19 protein-coding genes are annotated in these 20,136 nt (G+C 43.8%); 13 read left to right on the top strand and 6 right to left on the bottom strand.

Annotated features, from left to right (window positions below; translation table 11 throughout):
• Positions 1–30: 30 nt before the first annotated feature.
• Together AK823_RS10345 and AK823_RS10340 are read left to right on the top strand one after the other, a co-directional pair.
• Positions 31–630 (top strand): HupE/UreJ family protein, encoded by a 600-nt coding sequence (locus AK823_RS10345; protein ID WP_068328947.1) that lies wholly within the window; start codon positions 31–33, stop codon positions 628–630.
• Positions 631–836: 206 nt separating this feature from the next.
• Positions 837–2,126 (top strand): RidA family protein, encoded by a 1,290-nt coding sequence (locus AK823_RS10340; RefSeq protein WP_228138849.1) that lies wholly within the window; start codon positions 837–839, stop codon positions 2,124–2,126.
• Between the two features lie 158 nt (positions 2,127–2,284).
• On the opposite strand, the gene AK823_RS10335 is transcribed toward AK823_RS10340, so the two are convergent.
• From AK823_RS10335 to pstS, 6 genes are all read right to left on the bottom strand, one after another.
• Positions 2,285–2,653, bottom strand: coding sequence for an MliC family protein (locus AK823_RS10335; protein WP_068328944.1), 369 nt, complete (start codon positions 2,651–2,653; stop codon positions 2,285–2,287).
• Between the two features lie 77 nt (positions 2,654–2,730).
• On the bottom strand, positions 2,731–3,525 hold the full coding sequence (gene phoU / locus AK823_RS10330) for a phosphate signaling complex protein PhoU (RefSeq protein WP_068328941.1): 795 nt from the start codon (positions 3,523–3,525) through the stop codon (positions 2,731–2,733).
• A gap of 243 nt (positions 3,526–3,768) precedes the next feature.
• A complete protein-coding gene (gene pstB / locus AK823_RS10325) occupies positions 3,769–4,527 on the bottom strand; it encodes a phosphate ABC transporter ATP-binding protein PstB (protein WP_228138946.1) in 759 nt (252 codons plus the stop codon).
• 251 nt (positions 4,528–4,778) lie between these two features.
• A complete protein-coding gene (gene pstA / locus AK823_RS10320) occupies positions 4,779–5,681 on the bottom strand; it encodes a phosphate ABC transporter permease PstA (protein WP_343286412.1) in 903 nt (300 codons plus the stop codon).
• Positions 5,682–5,747: 66 nt separating this feature from the next.
• Entirely contained in the window at positions 5,748–6,701 is a 954-nt protein-coding gene (gene pstC / locus AK823_RS10315; RefSeq protein WP_068328928.1) for a phosphate ABC transporter permease subunit PstC, read from the bottom strand.
• A 209-nt stretch (positions 6,702–6,910) separates the two neighbouring features.
• On the bottom strand, positions 6,911–8,074 hold the full coding sequence (gene pstS, locus AK823_RS10310) for a phosphate ABC transporter substrate-binding protein PstS (RefSeq protein ID WP_068037152.1): 1,164 nt from the start codon (positions 8,072–8,074) through the stop codon (positions 6,911–6,913).
• A 662-nt stretch (positions 8,075–8,736) separates the two neighbouring features.
• Between pstS and AK823_RS10305 the strand changes: the two genes are divergently transcribed.
• The 11 genes from AK823_RS10305 to AK823_RS10255 all read left to right on the top strand — a co-directional run bounded on the left by AK823_RS10305 (position 8,737) and on the right by AK823_RS10255 (position 20,136).
• Positions 8,737–9,393 (top strand): 2Fe-2S iron-sulfur cluster-binding protein, encoded by a 657-nt coding sequence (locus tag AK823_RS10305; protein WP_068328917.1) that lies wholly within the window; start codon positions 8,737–8,739, stop codon positions 9,391–9,393.
• On the top strand, positions 9,390–10,382 hold the full coding sequence (locus tag AK823_RS10300) for a xanthine dehydrogenase family protein subunit M (protein WP_068328914.1): 993 nt from the start codon (positions 9,390–9,392) through the stop codon (positions 10,380–10,382). The genes AK823_RS10305 and AK823_RS10300 overlap by 4 nt, the downstream gene beginning before the upstream one ends.
• A 2-nt stretch (positions 10,383–10,384) precedes the next feature.
• Complete coding sequence (locus AK823_RS10295; protein ID WP_068328911.1) at positions 10,385–12,880, top strand: xanthine dehydrogenase family protein molybdopterin-binding subunit; 2,496 nt, start codon at positions 10,385–10,387, stop codon at positions 12,878–12,880.
• 126 nt (positions 12,881–13,006) lie between these two features.
• Complete coding sequence (locus AK823_RS10290; protein ID WP_068328907.1) at positions 13,007–14,335, top strand: XdhC/CoxI family protein; 1,329 nt, start codon at positions 13,007–13,009, stop codon at positions 14,333–14,335.
• Positions 14,332–15,033, top strand: coding sequence for a nucleotidyltransferase family protein (locus tag AK823_RS10285; RefSeq protein WP_068328904.1), 702 nt, complete (start codon positions 14,332–14,334; stop codon positions 15,031–15,033). Before AK823_RS10290 ends, AK823_RS10285 begins: the two co-directional genes overlap by 4 nt.
• A 244-nt stretch (positions 15,034–15,277) precedes the next feature.
• On the top strand, positions 15,278–16,573 hold the full coding sequence (glp, locus tag AK823_RS10280) for a gephyrin-like molybdotransferase Glp (RefSeq protein WP_068328902.1): 1,296 nt from the start codon (positions 15,278–15,280) through the stop codon (positions 16,571–16,573).
• A 131-nt stretch (positions 16,574–16,704) separates the two neighbouring features.
• Entirely contained in the window at positions 16,705–17,808 is a 1,104-nt protein-coding gene (gene moaA / locus AK823_RS10275; RefSeq protein ID WP_068328899.1) for a GTP 3',8-cyclase MoaA, read from the top strand.
• Positions 17,809–17,917: 109 nt separating this feature from the next.
• A complete protein-coding gene (gene moaB, locus AK823_RS10270) occupies positions 17,918–18,448 on the top strand; it encodes a molybdenum cofactor biosynthesis protein B (RefSeq protein WP_068328896.1) in 531 nt (176 codons plus the stop codon).
• Entirely contained in the window at positions 18,441–19,220 is a 780-nt protein-coding gene (locus AK823_RS10265; protein WP_068328893.1) for an NTP transferase domain-containing protein, read from the top strand. Before moaB ends, AK823_RS10265 begins: the two co-directional genes overlap by 8 nt.
• 20 nt (positions 19,221–19,240) lie before the next feature.
• A complete protein-coding gene (gene moaC, locus AK823_RS10260) occupies positions 19,241–19,762 on the top strand; it encodes a cyclic pyranopterin monophosphate synthase MoaC (protein WP_068328890.1) in 522 nt (173 codons plus the stop codon).
• Between the two features lie 92 nt (positions 19,763–19,854).
• Complete coding sequence (locus AK823_RS10255) at positions 19,855–20,136, top strand: MoaD/ThiS family protein (protein WP_068328887.1); 282 nt, start codon at positions 19,855–19,857, stop codon at positions 20,134–20,136.

Here is a 20,136-nt window from a genome sequence, read left to right as displayed (position 1 = left end):
AATAAACAAAAAGAACAGAGGGAGAACACCATGAATAAAATGACTAAGTTGCCAGTGGCGAAGCTATTAATGACTATCGGGCTGATGCTGACGGCCACTTTAGCCATTGCCCACCCTGGCCATGGCGAGCACGTTAGCAATGGTTTTCTTAGCGGTTTACTGCATCCGATGATGGGTCTTGACCACTTATTAGCCATGGGTGCGATTGGTTTTTGGAGTATCCGCCAAAACACCACGATGAAACGTGGCACGCCTTTATTTGTCGTCGGTGGCATGATAACGGGCGCAGGCCTTGCTTGGGCAGGTGTCAGTTTGGCTGGGATAGAGACAGGCATCGCCATGTCAGTATTGCTAGTCGGTGTGTTAATCGCGACGCTTGCAAAACTGCCGACTGCTGTTGGCGGCACTTTGGTTGCGCTGTTTATGGTCGCCCACGGTTATGCTCACGGAACTGAGATGACCCAAGGTTCAAGCTTACTGCTTTATATGGCCGGCTTCGTTGTTGCAACCTTAGCCATTACCTTTGTTGGTCGCGGTCTAGGCACAGCGATGCTCAAAGCCGATAACCGTATTACTCGTGCATTAGGCGGCGTGGTTGCTATCATTGGTGGGGTATTGGCTGCTGGCTAATCGCTACTAGCTGATCTTCACTAGCTAGTCTCTACTAGTGCTGCAACCCAGTTATCATGATAAATCTAAAAAGCCGCACAGATTTCTTGCGGCTTTTTGAGTTTAATTTTATCGTCTTGTTCCACAACCAGCTTTTTATAGAACACGATAAAACTGTATCAAACTGAGACTTATATAAAAACACATATCAAATAGGGAATACCGATATGAACGACACTATTAATCACGCTATTAATGACACTATCATAAAAGTATCAAGAAACACGGACATTGCCCCACAAAACTTACTATCTACGCAAACCGTTGCTTTTTCGCATTACAACTATATTTCAGCGCAATTACCTGTCAATATTACCACCGGTGAATTAGTCGCGAATGATATAAAAGTGCAGGCAGCACAGTGCCTAAAAAATATCAAAACTATTGTAGAAAGCATCGATCATGACATGAATGATGTAATCAAAATTAATATATTTTTAAAAGATATCGCTGATATTAAAGAAATAGATACAATTTATCCCGCATTTTTTCAAGGCTATCTGCCGACACGGACGGTCATAGCAGTAGCAGCACTACCCATGGAAAATGCTCTAGTACAAATGGACGCTGTAATCTCAAACGGTGAAGGCACTTATCCGCAAGCACCCGTTGAGCTGGTAAAAGTGCCAAAAAACAACGAACAAGTACCAAAGGATTCAGTATCGCCGCATACGATCGCTTTTTCTCATTACAATAACATTTCAGCGCAACTGCCTGTAGATATTGAAACTGGTGAGCTGGTCGCTGGTGGTGTCAAAGAGCAAACGCAGCAATGTTTACAAAACATCGAAGCGATTTTAGAAAGTATCGACGTTCCTCTCCATGAAATTGTCAAAGTAAATATCTTTTTAAAAAATCTTGCCGATGTGGACACGGTAAATGATGTTTATAAAGAATTCTTTCCAGAGTCAACCAGTGATGGAAGCGCGGCCTATTTACCGGCCCTGACGATGGTTATAGCCTCAGATTTACAGTTGGATGCTTTGGTACAGATAGATGCTATCGTGTCTCATGGAAATGGCACGCCGCCACAAGCCACCGAAGATAAACATGGCATCACTATTAAGGCTAACAATACGGATAAAGCACCGAAGAACCCGCTATCAACACAAACGGTGGCGTTCTCTCATTACAATCACCTCTCAGGTCAATTACCTATCAATCCTGAAACGGATAAACTCATCGATGGTGATATAAAAGCGCAGACCAAACAGTGCTTAGAAAATATCAAAGCTATTGTAGAAAGTATCGACCATGTTATGGATGATGTGGTGAAAATGACTATCCAACTTACAGATATCACGGATATCGATGTGGTAAATGATATTTATAAGACCTTCTTCAATAGCGACTTGCCAGCTAGAACAGTGATTGGCGTCGCCGCTATTCCTATGGATGCTTTGATACAGATTGATACTGTCGTATCCAACGCCGAAGGTACGCCACTAGCATCATAATGGTAGCGAGTAGTACCATTATTATTTAGTAGACGTTGAACTTTCTTAATAAAAAAGTGCCAGTCATTTCAACGACTGGCACTTTTTTAGGTCTTCCTAATGATAGAAAGAGGGTTTACTTAAAAAAAATTGCTTAGGAAAACATATTACTGCTGATTTTATAGTCGGCAAGTAACACTGTATTTGCGATCGTTTACTGAGCTGATACTCAGGACGCCAACATTGGCTTTAGTCTGCCACTCGTAGCTAGCTTTAGAGCTTGATTCCTTAATATAACGAGCACCAGAACCTGATACCGCTTGTTTAAGATTAACTCTTTTATTGCGTAAGCCAAGCTTAGGCAGGGTCAAGCTTAAGTTGGCAACTTTACCGTTCGCTGAATAAGCGGCAGCCACTTTAGCGTTATCATTACAGGTAAAAGTTTGTACTTTTTGTGCTTGAGTGTTATTACCATTATTCATTGGTGCGTTAGTTGCGCATGCTGCTAATAACAAAATAATAGGAGTTACAGCCAGTAGTTTTTTCATAATATTCCTCAACGGTACTAATAATTCATCAGGGTAACAATGCGAGGCATATCTTACAACAAGCTGTGTCTATTTTGTCAGCCTTCGCCATTATTTGACGATTCAAAGTCAGTTATCGACATGGTGGCTGATGTTGTACTGACTTGACGTGCCGCTATTCTATCATTGGCTTCTTGCACGGCTTTTTCGACCAGCGCATAGTCCGAATGGCGTACATCTTGCCCACTAATATAGTTAATCACTAGCTCAGCGACGTTCTGTGCATGATCACCAATACGCTCAAGCGCACGCAATACCCACATGATATTAATGACCTTTGAGACGTGCCGCGAGTCCTCCATGATATAAGTCATCAAAGCGCGAATCGCCGATTGGTATTCATCATTGACCAAACCATCATTACGCATGACTTCAAACGCTTGCTCCGCATTGGACTGGCTAAAAGCTTCTAGCGCATTATGTAGCATGAGACGAACCTGATTGCTTAAATGTTGGACCTCAGCGTAACCATATGATGACTTGCCTTGTGCTGCAATCTTGTTTGCCATTTGGGCAATTTTGACCGCTTCATCGCCGATGCGCTCTAAATCAACCACACCTTTACTAATGGACATGACCAAGCGTAAATCACTGGCAGCTGGCTGGCGTTTGGCGACCAATAATAGGATATGCTCATCGAGCTCAACTTCCATCCGATTGATATCAAAATCCATATCGATGACTTCTTGCGCTAGCGTCTCATCTTTATCGATAAGCGCATGGATAGCCTTAGCGACTTGGTTGGCTGCGCTATCTCCCATGTATAAAAATAGGCGAATAGCTTCATCAAGATCTTGGTCAAAACTTTTAGAGATATGCTTGTCGCTTTGCATGAGAGGTATTCCCTGAATATTCATATTTTAGTTTAGTCAGTTCAACACAAAAGAAGGGCACTGGTAATGGTGTGCTGCTGGTATGAATTTTCCTCGCTTGCTGTGCGCTTTGCACTCCAGAGGCTTCGAAAACTTTATCTCAGCAGTACATATATCTTTTTAAAATGAATCGACTATAAAGAGAGAGATTTTTAACTTTAGTAAGTATTTTTAATTTGCTGAACTTTAATGCAAGGCTCAACGTTAGCCATAACGACCCGTAATGTAGTCTTCCGTCGCTTTTTGCACAGGCGTTGTAAATACTTGATCCGTCTCGCCCATCTCAATCATATCGCCTAAATACATATAGACCGTATAGTCTGACACTCGCGCCGCCTGTTGCATGTTATGCGTGACGATGGCGATGGTGTAGTCGTTTTTTAAGTCTTCAATCAGATCTTCAATCGCACCAGTTGAGAGTGGATCCAATGCGGAGGTTGGCTCATCGAGCAACAGTACTTCAGGTTTGGTAGCGACACTACGGGCGATACACAGTCGTTGCTGTTGTCCACCTGATAAAGACAAGCCTGACGCTTTTAGCTTGTCTTTCACTTCTGGCCACAATGCCGATTTTTTTAGCGCCCATTCCACGCGATTATCCAGCTCAGCTTTGCTTAACTTTTCATAGAGGCGCACACCAAAGGCGACATTGTCATAGATGGACATTGGGAACGGAGTTGGCTTCTGAAAGACCATACCGACTTGCGCGCGTAGCAGGTTTACATCGACGTCTTTGCCTAAGATGTTTTTGCCATCAAGGTTGATATTGCCTTCTGCACGCATACCTGGATATAAATCATACATACGATTAAAAGTACGTAGCAGGGTCGATTTTCCGCAACCTGACGGACCGATAAAGGCGGTGACTTTTTTATCAGGAATATCGATATTGATGTTTTTTAGTGCCTGAAAATCACCATAATAAAAGCTTAAATCACGAATCTGCATTTTGGCTGCAGGCATATTTTTAGGAATATCATGCAGTGTTTGCTTGTTTAAGTTTGACGCATCTGGCTGCTGCATTTGCGCTGCTGTCGACATCGGTCTATTTAATAGATTACCTTTTGGCGTATTAAAGTTACTAGTATTAGTTGTTGTACGGATTTTGCTTATGACGTTATTCATAATGTTATCCAACCTAGCTTAATGAATATAAATTTAAGTAAATGCTATATGTAAAGTGATTTGGCGGCAGGCTTTATTTACTCTGACTGCTATTTGGTTTGACCTCGACTGCCAATGAATCTTGCCAAGACATTTAATACCAATACCGAAGCAGTAATAAGCAATGCCGCCGCCCATGCGAGTGCATGCCAATTGTCATAAGGGCTCATTGCAAACTGATAAATAGTGTTAGGCAAGTTAGCAATTGGCTGGCTCATATCGGTACTAAAGTATTGGTTATTCAATGCCGTAAATAGTAACGGCGCCGTCTCACCGGTGATTCTGGCAAAGGCCAGTAATACACCAGTCGTCAGACCCGCTCGAGCCGCTTTAATAGTGACTTGCGTTACCATCTTCCACTTCGGTGTACCCAGTGCATAAGCAGCTTCACGAATGTTATTTGGCACTAAATTAAGCATGTTTTCAGTCGTACGCACGACTACAGGAATGACAATTAGTGCCAATGCCAGTGCGCCTGCCCAACCAGAAAAGCTTTGGCCTTTTACCATCAATGCATAAATAAAGAGACCAATGACAATCGATGGTGCAGAGAGCAAAATATCGTTTAAGAAGCGCGTCACTTTGCCAAGCATGCTGCCCTGAGAGAACTCAGATAAATAAATCCCTGTCATCAGGCCAATAGGCGCGCCGATAAACAATCCTGAAAACGCCAACATGACTGAACCGACAATGGCGTTGCGTAAACCGCCTGCACTCATAGGAGGTGGGGTGTCGGCGGTAAAAATAGGCATTTGCACTATACCTTGGAAACCTTCAACGAAGAGCGTAAATAAAATCCAAAACAACCAAAATAAGCCAAAAAACATCGCTGACATCGCGAAGCCTAAACCAAGCTTATTGGCCCAGCGCCGTTTGTTATAAAGGCGCTTGTTATAACGACCTTCAAAGTTGCTCTTAGCAGGTAACGCTGAATTCATAGCATCAGTAGGCATAACACTCATTTCCCATATTCTTATCAATACCAATAACCATCAAAATTTACCGAAGTAATCGAGCTACTATCGATTGCCTGCTTTATGATCCATGCGCATCAGCATGAGCTTAGCCAGTGACAGCACAATGAAAGTGATGACAAATAGGATTAAGCCTAAATGTAACAACGACGCCAGATGTAGCTCACTAGAGGCTTCTGCAAATTCATTGGCAAGGGCTGAGGTAATGGTAACCCCAGAAGTAAATAAACTTGGACTGATATTAAAGGCATTGCCGATAAGGAAGGTCACTGCCATGGTCTCGCCAAGGGCACGACCCAGTCCTAAGATGACGCCACCAACGACGCCAGCTTTGGTATAGGGCAAGATAATCTTAAACATGACTTCCCAAGTCGTCGCACCCATGCCGTAAGCCGATTCTTTAAGTAGGTCTGGCACGACGGAAAAGACATCACGCATGGTGGCCGCGATAAAAGGAATAATCATAATGGCAAGCACCAGTGAAGCGGTAAACATGCCCAGTCCCATTGGCGCACCCGTAAACAGCTTACCGATGATAGGCAGTGGACCGACGTGTTCAATAAACCACGGCTGAATGTGATCGCCAAAAAAGGGCGCAAATACAAACAAACCCCACATACCGTAAATGATAGAGGGGATACCTGCCAGCAGCTCAATAGCGATACCGAGGGGCTTTTTTAAGAAGTTTGGGCACATCTCAGTCAAAAATATCGCGATACCAAAGCTGACTGGCACAGCGATTAAAATAGCGATAAACGAAGTGACCAGCGTGCCATATATAGGCGCTAACGCACCGTACTCATTGGCGACCGTATCCCAGTTATTACTGGTATAAAAGCCGAGACCAAATGTTTGAATGCTCGGCCAAGCCCCAATGATTAGAGAGACTAAAATGCCGCCCAATGATAAGAGAACGAGGATGGCAAAAGCCTTGGTTGCATTGACGAATAGCGCGTCGTAACGTTTTTGTTTAGCCAGTTGGGACCTTAGGTCATTCATAAGTGTCTCAGCATTAAATAGGGTTAAATCAAAAGATTCAAAAAGATTAATCAGGTCTTATCACAGCAAACTAAATCTTATTAAGTAGCGCTATCGATATGCATTATCGGCTCTACTTATAAATTTACTGTGATAAAACCTCTTAAACAACTACCGGAGAATAATTGTTTAAGAGGGTAATTCGAGAATCATTACTGGTTTTTCAAAAACTATTGAGCTGGTTTGTAGACGGGTTGACCATCGCTGCCTTTGACTTCATTCCACTGCGCTTTAAAGAGCGCAACGGCGGTATCAGAGAAAGGAACATAATCAAGCGCCATGGCACTATCATCGCCTTGAGTGTAAGCCCAATCGAAGAAGTTCAACACGCCAGCCACTTGCTGCGGGTTCTCTGGCTGCTTATGCACTAAGATAAAGGTCGCTGCTGCGATTGGCCATGCCTGTTCAGTCTCAGAGTTGGTGATGACTTTATAAAAGCCTGCTTGCTGTGACCAGTCAATATCACCTGCCGCTGCAAAGGTCTCAGCAGATGGCTGCACGAAGTTGCCAGCCGCATTTTTCAATGCAGCATGTGACATATTGTTTTGCTTAGCGTAAGCGTACTCAACGTAGCCGATAGAGTTTTTCATACGATTGACGTAACTTGATACGCCCTCGTTACCTTTACCGCCAGCACCAGTGCTAGAGGTTGGCCACTTGACTGTTTTATCAACACCAACGCTGTCTTTCCAGTCAGTTGAAACCTTGGCCAGATAATCGGTAAAGTTAAAAGTCGTGCCTGAACCGTCCGAGCGGAACACGGTAGTAATAGCAGCGTCAGGAAGCGTTAAGTCCGGATTCATAGCTTTAATTGCTGGGTCATTCCAGTTGCTAATCTTACCCAGATAGATATCTGCTAACGTTGTGCCGTCCAATTTTAACTGGCCTGGCTCTATGCCATCGATGTTTACAATCGGTACTACGCCACCGATAACGGTCGGAAACTGAATAAGTCCTGCTGCATCCAACTCTTCAGGTGTCATCGGTGCATCAGAAGCGCCAAAGTCTACCGTTTTTGATTGAATTTGTTTGATGCCGCCTGAGGAGCCGATTGATTGGTAATTCACTTGACCACCAGTCGCGGCATTGTAGTCATAAGACCATTTGGCATAGATAGGTTGCGGGAACGAAGCGCCTGCACCGGTGATATTCATAGCGATGTTTTCAGCAGATTTAAAATCGGTTGCTGACGAGGAGGTTGTTTTGTTAGTTGTTTCTGTGCTGGTTACGGCGCTACTACTATCAGCAGCTGACTCTGCGGTGTCGGTTGATTTATTACAAGCTGTAAGTACTAAAGTGCAACTAACGGCGACTGCTAATAACGAATAACGCATGTAAGACTCCTAAAGTTTGACAACAGTGCAAAATGTACTTCCTTTGAGATGTGTCGTAGTTTGCCAAGCTTTGATGACAGTTTGATGACAATAGGAAATTTATCTTATTAACAGTGAAATTTTAGATTGGTCGTTATAAGTTAATGACTATATAAAATGACTATATAAAAGGTTGAATTAAGATGAAAAGTGAAATTAAGCCAGTTGGAATTTTAGTTCAGTAAGCGCAAATGAGAAAGAGGCAGATTTTCTTGAGCGTTAACATTTTTTTCCTATCTACTACAAAAAAACAATATCCTAAGCTGTGCCAAGCATATTAATGTATAGCTTGTTTTGAGCTTATTTTTCTATGTTAATTATGATGTTAGGCTGTATTTAATACCTGACAGTAGCTTGACAGTTGACCAAATAACGGATTATTTGAGTCGATTTTCATCGTATTGATAGGCTGATTTGTCTCCGTTGATAAGAGACTGTAAAGGAATAGGAAGCTGCCAATAAAAAGTTACTAAAGATTTATAAGCTAAGAACAACTAAGGAAAAATAACCTCAATACTTTTTAATATTTTAATAGTTAACAGAACGTTAATTAATATTGAATAGATGGATGAATAGCAATATCTCATCTGGAAACTATCATCATCCGCCAGCGAGAAGCCAGCATGTCTACTTTGACGTTAACGATTAATAAGCAGGATTATCAGCTTGATAATCTCGATTCGCGCACGACATTGCTCGATGTCTGCCGCCAACATTTACAAATCACTGGACCCAAAAAAGGCTGTGACCACGGTCAATGTGGTGCCTGTACCATCCTCATTAATGGCGAGCGCGTGAATTCATGTCTGACGCTAGCGGTCATGCACGATGGCGATGAGATTACGACGATTGAGGGGATTGGATTGCCTGAGTCGTTATCTGAGTTGCAGCAAGCCTTTAAAGATCATGATGCGTTTCAGTGTGGTTACTGTACCCCTGGGCAGATTTGTTCAGCGACGGCACTGATAGAAGAGGTCAAACAAAACTGGCCAAGCCACGTTACTATTGACCTGCAAAATCCTGATGGGCTGTTAGTACAAGAAATCGCTGAGCGTATGAGTGGCAACATTTGTCGCTGTTCCGCTTATCCCAATATTATTAAAGCCATCTCTCAAGTATTAGAGCGCCAAATAGCCGACAAATCTACAACGTCTGTAAGTAATTCAGTACAAGGCTCAGAAGTAACTGGTATTTGGTCGCCGCCGCCAAGTGAGGCGCAGCTAGGTAACAAGTCGTCGAATAATAAGACTGCCAATAGCACATCAGGAGGCCGCTCATGAAACGCTTTGAATATATTCGTGCCCTTGAACCGCAGCAAGCGGTTATGTTTGCTACTCCTAAAGAAGCCTCATTTATCGCAGGCGGTACCAACCTCTTAGATTTAATGAAGCTAGAGATTGAAACGCCAACTAAACTGGTTGATGTGACGCGCTTAGAATTACAGCAGATAGAAACGACTAATGACGGCGGACTGCGTATCGGTACGCTGGTCAGCAATAGTGATTTGGCTGCCCATCCTGATGTCATTGCAAATTATCCGGTATTGTCTCGTGCCATATTGGCAGGGGCGACTGGACAGCTACGTAACAAAGCCTCGACTGGTGGTAATTTCTTACAGCGTACGCGTTGCTACTACTTCTATCAGACGGACAGCGCCTGTAACAAGCGTAATCCGGGTTCAGGTTGCCCCGCTATCGGTGGTGAGAATCGCACTTTGGCGATTTTAGGTACGAGCGACGCTTGTATCGCTCAGCATCCATCCGATATGGCAGTAGCGATGCGTTTGCTCGATGCCACCATTGAAACGGTTAAAGCGGACGGTTCAACTCGCAAGATTGAGGTCAAAGATTTTTATTGTTTGCCAAAAGATACGCCGCATATCGAAAACGTTTTAGAGTCAGGCGAGCTTATTACTCATGTCATTTTGCCAGCGCCTATCAAAGGTATGCACACTTATGACAAAGTGCGTGACCGTGCCTCTTACGCGTTTGCTTTAGTCTCTTGTGCAGCGGTAATAGACGTTGATGATAGCGGTAATTTGGACACGGTTCGCTTAGCATTTGGCGGTATCGGTACTCAGCCATGGCGCAATGAGGCAGTCGAAGCATTATTGACTGACACCGATGGCAATGATGATGTTATTACGCAGGCGGCGGATTTATTATTAAAAGATGCCAAGGGTAGTGGTCAAAACGATTTCAAAATACCACTGACACGTCGCTTATTAAAACAAGTTATTCAGCGCGCATTAGCGGGCAAGGGAGCATAATCATGTCATTATTGGACTCAGTACTTCCAGCAGAATCGACCAAAAAAATGACCATGGATAAGCCTGTCGAAACCTTATTTGACAAAACGGCAAGCAAACTGGTTGGTAAACCCATTAATCGCGTTGATGGCTCATTAAAGGTCAGTGGTCAAGCGCCTTATTCAGCAGAGATTCATCTAGAAAACCAAGTGTATGGCGTCTTGGTTGGGGCAACCATTGCTAAGGGTGAAGTGGAGAATATTGACAGTAGCTCTGTAGAGGATATTCCCGGTATCATCAAAGTGGTGACCGATCCTAAGCATTTTTTACGTAATGCTCAGCAAGGCGGGGCAACAAAAGCACCTACTCAAGGTGTGAGTGAAGTGTTTTATCATGGTCAACCCATAGCTGTCGTGATTGCAGAAACTTTTGAGGCGGCAACAGAAGGCGCAAATGCTATCAAAGTGACCTATAAAGACGAAACTGACAAAGCCGCTGTCGACTTTACCAAAGAGCTGCCCAATGCTCATGATGTTAATGAACAAGAAGGCTCAGATAAAAATTCTGAACAGGGTGATCCGGAGCAAGGACTGGCTGATGCTGCGGTGACCGTTGATCGCCTCTATCATACCCCAAGCCAAAACAGCTCAGCTATGGAACCGCATGCGACATTGGCACATTGGGAAGATGATAAGCTCATTATGTACACCTCTAACCAGATGTTGGCGTCTTGCAAACAGCAAGTAATGGACGCTTTAGACTTAAAGAAAGATCAAGTGCAACTGATTGCTTATTATGTCGGTGGTGGTTTTGGCAGCAAACTGGGCATCGCTCCAGAGTCAATTGCAGCAGCGATTGCAGCAAAAGAGCTTGGTCGTCCAGTGCTGATTACTATGACTCGCCCACAAGTGATGGAAGCGACGGTAAGGCGTTCAAACACCCGTCAGCGTATCGCTATTGGCTGCGATGAAAACGGTCTTATCAATACCATGATTCACGATACGGTGACTAGCAATTTACCTGAAGAAGGGTTTTTTGAGCCGACGGCATTGTCTACCCAGTATTTATATCGTGGTGAGAACCGCCGAGTAAACTACCAACAAGTAGATATGAACCAAGTATTATCAGGCTCGATGCGTGCGCCGGGCGAGGCTGTTGGTATGATTGCAGTCGAATGTGCGATGGATGAGCTGGCCTCGCAGTTGGATATTGATCCTATTGAGCTGCGCCGCCGTAACGAACCTGAAAAAGACCCCAGTCAGGACATTCCGTTCTCATCGCGTAAGCTCCTTGCTTGTATGGAACAAGGCGCTGAGCAGTTCGGCTGGGATCAACGTAATGCCAAACCTGCCAGTCAGTTAGAGGGAGATTGGTGGATAGGCACAGGCATGGCAGCTTCTGCTCGTGGTAACCAATTACAGCCTTCTGAAGCACGTGCAACCTTGCAGATAGATAGCTCAAAAGCGCTTGGCGTAAAAGCCATTATCGAGACTGATATGACCGACATTGGTACCGGCTCTTATACGGTATTCTCCCAAGTCGCTGCGGATCTGTTAGGGCTGCCTATTGACCATATTGAGATGAAGTTAGGCGATAGTGATTTACCAGCTGCATCAGGTTCGGGTGGTAGTTGGGGTGCTGCTAGTTCAGGTAGTAGCGTTTATCTAGCCTGTGAGCAGTTGCGTGAGATGATTGCAGATAAGGTAGGTCTTTATCCTGATACCATCCAGTTAGATAACGGCCAAATCAAGCAAACAGGTGAGCATGATCCTAGCGTGACAGAAATTGCTCTCGAAGCTGCGCTCGAACTGGGTAAGGGAAAAGCTGCAGGTTTGGTTAAAAAAGTACCGGGCTTGACGGATAAGCTTTCTGGACTAACAGAAAAGGCAACGGACTTAGCAGATAAAGTGGCTGAAAAAACTGGCTTACCAATTTCAAAAGCTAAGACGGAAGAATATGATTTTAACAATTCTCAATCTTATGCCTTGGCAGATATCATCGCTAAATACGAAGATCAAAAAGTCAGTGCCAAAGGTCAAATCAAACCCGGTAAAAATGGTAAGAAATACCGCCAATCCTCGTATGGTGCCAACTTCGCTGAAGTTGCTGTACATAGAGTCACTGGTGAGATTCGCGTCAAACGTATGACTGGTGCATTCGCAGCAGGGCGTATCTTAAACCATAAAACGGCTACCTCGCAGTGCTATGGCGGTATGATATTTGGTATTGGTTCTGCTTTGATGGAGGAGGTAATCCATGACAAGCGTGACGGTCGCCTATGCAACCATGACCTTGCTGAATACCATGTCCCTGTCAATGCAGATGTACCGCAGCTCGATGTTATTTTGGTAGAAGAAGACGATCCCTATACCAATCCAATGCACATTAAAGGTATCGGCGAAACAGCAATTTCCGGTGCGGCTGCTGCCATTGCGAATGCTGTTTATAATGCAGTTGGCGTCAGAGTTTATGACTTTCCGATTACGCTTGATAAACTGCTCGCTGAGATGCCAGAGTAATTTTAAATACGAGTGTCGTTTTAATAGAAGTTTTTGCATTAAAGAAACCCGCTTAGTTAGCGGGTTTTTACAACCTAACTGTTTATAACATAAGCAAGTTATAACATAAGCAAAACAAGAGGCGTTATGAATCAAATCGCTGACATTCTTAAGCTGGCACGCGAGGCTCAGCAACAAAACGTTGATGCTGTACTGGCAACGGTGGTTCGTACTGAAGGTTCAGCATATCGCCGTGCTGGCGCGATGATGCTTATATGCGCAGATGGACACTCGGTCGGGATGATTAGTGGTGGCTGCCTTGAGCCGCATATTATCAAACGTGCCTTTTGGCTTACTCGTAATGGCGCTAACGTGCAAGTTTATCAAACGGGCGATGATATTGAATACACTGAAAATGGCGAAGCAAAGGAAGCTGCTAAAGAAGAGACGTCCAGAGACGATTTTTTAAATGTTGATTTCCATGATGAGCCAGATCTTGATTTAGACGAGTTGAATTTTGGCTTAGGATGTAATGGACGGGTACATGTTTTGTTTGAGCGCTTAACGACTGCGACGCCGTTGTTAGATACCATTAGTCAAGTTCGACACACTCAGCAGCCATTTACAATAGCAACATTAATTCGTTCTACTAATCGCCAAAATTCAAATCCTGAACTGCAAATCGGTATGCGCGTTAATTTAGATGATTATACCGAGTCAGGACAAATTATGACTATAGGCGCTAATGGCATTGGCACTAATAACAGCTTAAATCAAGCCGGGTCTGATGTTTCAAATACATTTATCAATACGGTTGAATATTTAGCACAGTATGAGCTTGGTGATAAAAATGCCGAATACGTCGTTGTGAAGAATGATGACCATGATGACAACGTTAATTTAGCGACAGAGTGGTTGATACAACGACTAGAGCCACAAATCCGGTTGTTGATTTGCGGGGCAGGCAATGATGTTATGCCGCTAGTCACGATGGCAAAATTGCAAGATTGGCATGTCACCGTCGTGGACAGTCGCGCGCAATATGCTACGCGTATGCGTTTTCCGCAAGCAGATGAAGTGATGACGCTAGGGTTAGAAGATACCGATACTCTACTCAAACTTAGCGATAATGCTGCCGTCGCTTTGATGTCGCATAGCCTTAGTCAAGATCGCGCTCGCCTTGCTGTATTACTAGCGCATGCCAATCATTATAAATACCTTGGACAATTAGGCCCGCGCTATCGTACCGAACGTTTAATTGAAGAAATTAGTGCTACTAACGTCAATCCTGCGAGTTTATCTGTTGGTATAAACAAATTACATTATCCTATCGGCTATAAGTTAGGTGGCGATGGCCCCGAAGCTTTAGCTCTGGGTATCATGGCGCAAATAAATGCGGTCATGCATAATCAAGCATCGCCAGCTAAATGTGTAGATTTAGCAAATAGCGATGTAGCTATGATGAGCCACGCATGATGACTCAAAACCATGCCACTATTATTTTGGCAAGTGGATTAAGCCAGCGTTTGGGTCAAGCGAAGCAACTCCTCAGCAAGGATGGTGAGCCATTAATCTGCTATATGACCAAGATTGCCTTAGTGACTCAGCCGCAAGCCATTATCATTGTTATTCCTGAAGATAATCCATTAATAGCCAGTGCGATTACCGAGTTAGCTACTCAGCATTCCATTATCCACACGGTTACGAACCCAACACCCGAAACAGGGATGGCGCATAGTTTATATTTAGGTATTGAGGCATTAGTTAATCTTGACGACAGTCTTATTAATCGTGTTTTGATAATGGGGATTGATCAAGTACTGCTAGATGAAGAGCATTTGCTAACCTTGCTGGCAGGCGCGCAGATAGTGGTTGCCAGTAGCTATAGTAGTTTGGGAAATTGGAGCAATGGGCAAGATTTAGATGAAACAACCGCTACTGAAACCTTTAAAAAAGATGTCGTTGGACTGCCTTTATCGATTGATTACGAGTTGCTAAAACGATGGCAAGTATCGTTAACAGGGGATAAAGGGTTACGTCACTTGATAAGGGGGCTGCCCGTTATCCAAATCAGTAGCGTTGATAACCATCAGCTCAGCTATGATATTGACACGCCTGAGCAACTCGCTCATGCTAGAGCACAGAGATGGCTGGATAGAGTCGATTTAATTTAAAAGTAATATAGTGCTACGGATATAAGTTTTTCGCAGTCTCTGTCTGCGTAGGCACAGCAAGCTAGAAAAACTTATATCCGTAGCACGTTATAGTAAGTGTAATTTCCGTATCTTGAACTAATTATAGTTGATCTAGCAATGATAAGAAAAACAGACCAAGAGCATGCTTGCATCGTTGAAATCTTTTTGCCTTCTAGTTTTTAACCTATTGTCCCACTACTATAAATAAAAAGAGTAAATCCTTATGATTACCATGGAAGAGTTGCAGTCAGCGATAAAGCTGCGCGTAGAAAAATATAACAATAACGACTTTTCCCTAAAACAAAGAGCAGTCGATACTTGCAAGCTACTGGACAGCCGCAATCAAATACTGGCGCAAGATATCAAATCACTTTTTGATGTGCCAAGACAAAATCTCTCTGCGATGGATGGCTATGCCATAGCGCAAGGCAGCGCGATATTGACAGACAGCACTATTGAAATCATTGGTGAGTCACAAGCGGGCAGTGCTTACACTGGCGAATTAGCAGCAGGACAAGGCGTACGAATTTTCACAGGCGCGGTCGTGCCAGATAGCTGTGATACCGTCATCATGCAAGAGAATACGAACTTTGCGGAAATAAAAGACACGCTGGATAAATCTCAACCTTATGCTATAACGCTCACACAAACCGCTCGAATCGATAGCAATATTCGTCGACAAGGCGAAGAGATAGAATCGGGAGAAGCGGTCTTAAAAGTAGGCAAACGTATTAATCCTGCTGACATTAGCTTACTTGCCAATTTAGGCATTAGCCAAATGAAGGTGTTTGAACCACTTATTGTAGGGGTGCTCGCGACCGGTGATGAGCTCGTCGCTATTGGCGATGAGCTCACAAGCTTGGCGCAAATATATAATTCCAATACCCCAACCCTTAAAACCTTGCTGACAGACTTGCCGATTACCATTCGTGATTACGGCATCATTCCTGATGATTTGGACAAGACGACTTCTGCTGTCAATCAAGCCATGCAAGACTGTGACGTACTGATTTCTACTGCTGGCGTATCGGTGGGTGATTATGATTTTTTGACCACAGTGATTGAGCAGCTTGGGCAGATTAACCATTATAAAGTAGCGATGAAGCCCGGCAAACCTTTCGTGTTTGGCGAACTAACAAAAAACGTTGATAAGCCAGTATTGTACTTTGGCTTACCCGGTAATCCGTTATCCACGGTCGTTGGTACGCTACAGTTTGTGATTCCAGCATTATGGCAGATGTCAGGTGCTAGTTTGTCAGAGCAACCTATGCAACTGAACGTCAAGGCCACCCTCACCAACGACATTAGAAAATCAGTCGGTCGCAAAGACTTCCAACGCGGGGTATTAACGCAAGGTGAAGCAGGCAGTTATCAAGTTGAGTGTTTCTCAAGTCAGCAGTCGCATAGAATCAAGCAGCTTAGCCGTGCCAATTGCTTTATCGTATTAGATAAAGACAGTGGTAATGTAGCAGCGGGTAATACTGTGACGGTGCAACCTTTCCCTTGGCTGCATACTTAATTCATCGTTTGCCAATTCACCATAAGATGACTACAAGAAAAGTTGAAAATAAACGCTACAATAGAGTGATAGACGATAAGCACAGGTAGTAAAGCAGCGCTTATGATTAGCAATACTGATGGCAGTAACATATGAATAATGACAACGTTAAAATAGGCAGTGCTCAAATATATTCGCCTAACTCAGAGCCCTCTATATTCGATAGCTATAGGCCGTCGTCTGTTGCTGCGCCTGCTGTTTACGATGTTATTAAAAACGATAAGCCCCTAACCGACGGCTTCTCTCGTCGTCTGACCTACTTGCGTCTGTCTATCACCGATTTCTGCAACTTTCGCTGTGAATACTGTCTACCCAATGGCTACCAAGGCAAACGTCCTGATAACGAGCTCAGCATCCCTGAGATTGCCACGCTTATTCGCGGCTTTGCCCAAGTAGGGACTAAAAAGGTCAGAATCACAGGCGGTGAACCCTCCATTCGCCGCGATGTCGTTGAGATTATTCAAACCATTAAACAAACCGAAGGCATAGAAACCGTTGCCATGACCAGTAACGGTTATAAGCTTGGTAAACACCTAGCCAGTTGGCAAGCCGCTGGATTGAATCAGCTCAATATTAGTATGGATAGCTTTGATGCCGCTACCTTTCATAAAATGACAGGCTTTAATACCTTACCGCAACTGCTCGTCGATATGGATACACTGCTCCAAACCACGGATATCAAATTAAAGATAAACAGTGTACTCATGGCAGAGACCGCTTTTGAGAATCTAGTCACCGCCATCGACTATGTCAAAGACAGACCCGTCACTTATCGCTTTATTGAGTTTATGCAGACCAGTGATAACAGTGACTTGTTTTTTGCCCAGCATGCCCATTCCGATACCATCATCGACTATCTCATAGAACATGGTTGGCAACCGCATGAGCGTGGTAGTAGCGATGGCCCAGCAGTAGAGTACAGTCATCCAGACTATTTAGGACGTATTGGCATGATAGCCCCTTACGCTGAACATTTCTGTGATACCTGTAATCGTCTGCGAGTCAGTAGTCAAGGCCGTGTACATCTGTGTTTATTTGACCAAGGCAACTACGATATCAGAGATCATCTACAACAGAATGATGTGCAAGGTTTAGTTGATACCTTACATCGCTTTATGCCAATCAAACCTGAACATCATCATTTGCATGAATCCAATAGCGGCATCATGCATAATCTATCGATTATCGGTGGTTAGGTTGTCGGATTTATAGGTTAGTCTGATTTATATTTTTTTATCTCTAATAATAAGAAGTTAATCATTATTCTTTTAACGACTTAGTTTTACATCTATTAAGGAAACCTTTATGAGCAAGCCCGCTGCCGAGTTTATCCCCCTTAACATTGCTATTCTAACCGTCTCTGACAGTCGTACGCTGGCAGAAGATACCTCAGGGCAGTATCTAGCAGATAGCTTGACCGAAGCAGGTCATACCTTAGCTGATCGCAAGCTCATTACCGATGACATCTATCAGATTCGAGCCGTTATTAGTAATTGGATAGCCGAACCAAAAGTCCATGCCGTGATTACCACAGGCGGTACCGGTTTTTATATCAGAGACAGCATGCCAGAGGCGGTGAGTGTGTTGTTTGATAAATCGATTGATGGCTTTGGTGAGATGTTCCGTCTGATCTCAAAAGATGAGATTGGCATGTCAACAGTACAGTCGAGAGCCGTAGCAGGTATGGCGAATGGTACGGGGGTTTTCTGCTTACCGGGCTCATCAGGCGCATGTCGCACCGGTTGGGAGAATATCTTAAAAGAGCAGTTTGATAGCCGTACGCGTCCTTGCAATTTTGTGCCGCACTTTATGCGTACTAATCCTAGTCATGATTGATGCTGTAAACCGTTTAAATAGCTCAACTGGTTTAGATAGCTTGGCAGGGATCGTAATCTTGGCGGGCGGTGCCTCTAGTCGTATGGGCACGCCTAAAGCCACGCTGACTCTACCGACAGGTGAGCGCTTGCTAGACTATCATGTTAGACATGCGCTCGCTTTGAGTATGATTAACAACAATGCTCCTATTATGATTGCGGATAATGGGCGTGGTTTTGACGTTGATTTAGCCTTGGATAACGGCAATCCGCAAACACCCATTATTCATATTACCGATTACGATAGCGTTGATACTCAAAGTCAAACCAGCAATGCTAACATTAAGACGGGCGGCGCATTAGTCGCTATTGAGTCAGCTTTGCAAGAAGTAAATGAATCAGTCACATTGAGACATAAGCAGTCATCGTGGTTACTGGTTATTAGCTGTGATAGCCTAATACCAGTCACAGATCTATGGCAAAAACTACAGTGTTCACTAATTCAAGCAAATGATAGCCAAGCAACCGAAAACCAAACAATAGAAAGCCAAACAGCCGATAAAAAAGTGATTTGCTTGATCGATGATAGCCATTTATATCCATTGTTAGGACTTTATCAATTAAGCGTTGAGGCTGACTTAAAAGCTTATATTGATAGTGGCGGGCGCCGAGTAATGCAATTCATCAAACCTATTGTACAAGCCGTGCCCTTTGAAAAAAACTGGCAGCATTTGACCAATTTTAATACGCCTGAAGAGTTTAAGCGGGCCTGTGCATCGTTAAGCGACTTATAAAAATGTAAGAGAAACTATAAATGAATAGCAAGAGTCAGAAAAATAACCAAGCTGCTGTAACTCAACCTACCTTATCGCATTTAGATAGTGACGGTGATATCACCATGGTCGATGTCAGTGGCAAGACCGCCACAACACGAGAAGCTAACGCGGTTGGACAAGTGCGTTTCCCAAGCGCGGTTTATCAACAAATCAAAGCTACCGATGGCATGACCAAAAAGGGTAGTATCACTCAGACCGCTCATATCGCTGGCATCATGGCCGCCAAGCGCACCCACGATCTTATTCCACTGTGCCATCCACTACCATTAGATAAGATTGGTTTAACCTTTAAATATGATGATGCACTGAATAGTATTATCGTCAGCGGCACTATCAAAGTCACCCACAAAACTGGGGTCGAGATGGAAGCCTTAACTGCTGTGAGCATTGCTTGCCTGACCATCTATGACATGACTAAAGCCCTATCGCATGATATCGTTATTGATAATGTTCGTTTGATAACAAAAACGGGCGGTAAATCAGATTATAGTCATGCTTAAAAGAGTAAATACGTTTTGAGAACCAGCGATATTATGCAAGAAGTTATGCAATAGAGCTGAAGCTGGATAGTTTGACAAGAATGGAGAATATTATGAGTACTTTAGAGGTAGCAACCAACACCGCAGCCACCATGAATATCAACGTCCTATACTTCGCCAGCCTAGCGGATGAGGCCAACTGCCAACAAGAAACCGTTAGCGTGCAGCAGTCGACCTCATTGAGCCAGCTATACGAGCAATTGACGCAAAAGCATCGTTTTAGTCGTCCGCAGTCAGAGCTGCGCGTGGCGGTGAATGATTATTTTGCTAACTGGACAGACCAGATCAACGATGGCGACAGTGTGGTGTTTATCACTCCAGTCGCTGGTGGTTAA

It is taken from the genome of Psychrobacter sp. P2G3 (assembly GCF_001593285.1).
Taxonomy (GTDB): domain Bacteria; phylum Pseudomonadota; class Gammaproteobacteria; order Pseudomonadales; family Moraxellaceae; genus Psychrobacter.
Note: the sequence above shows the minus strand (reverse complement) of the source record. Positions and strands in the feature narration are given on the sequence as shown.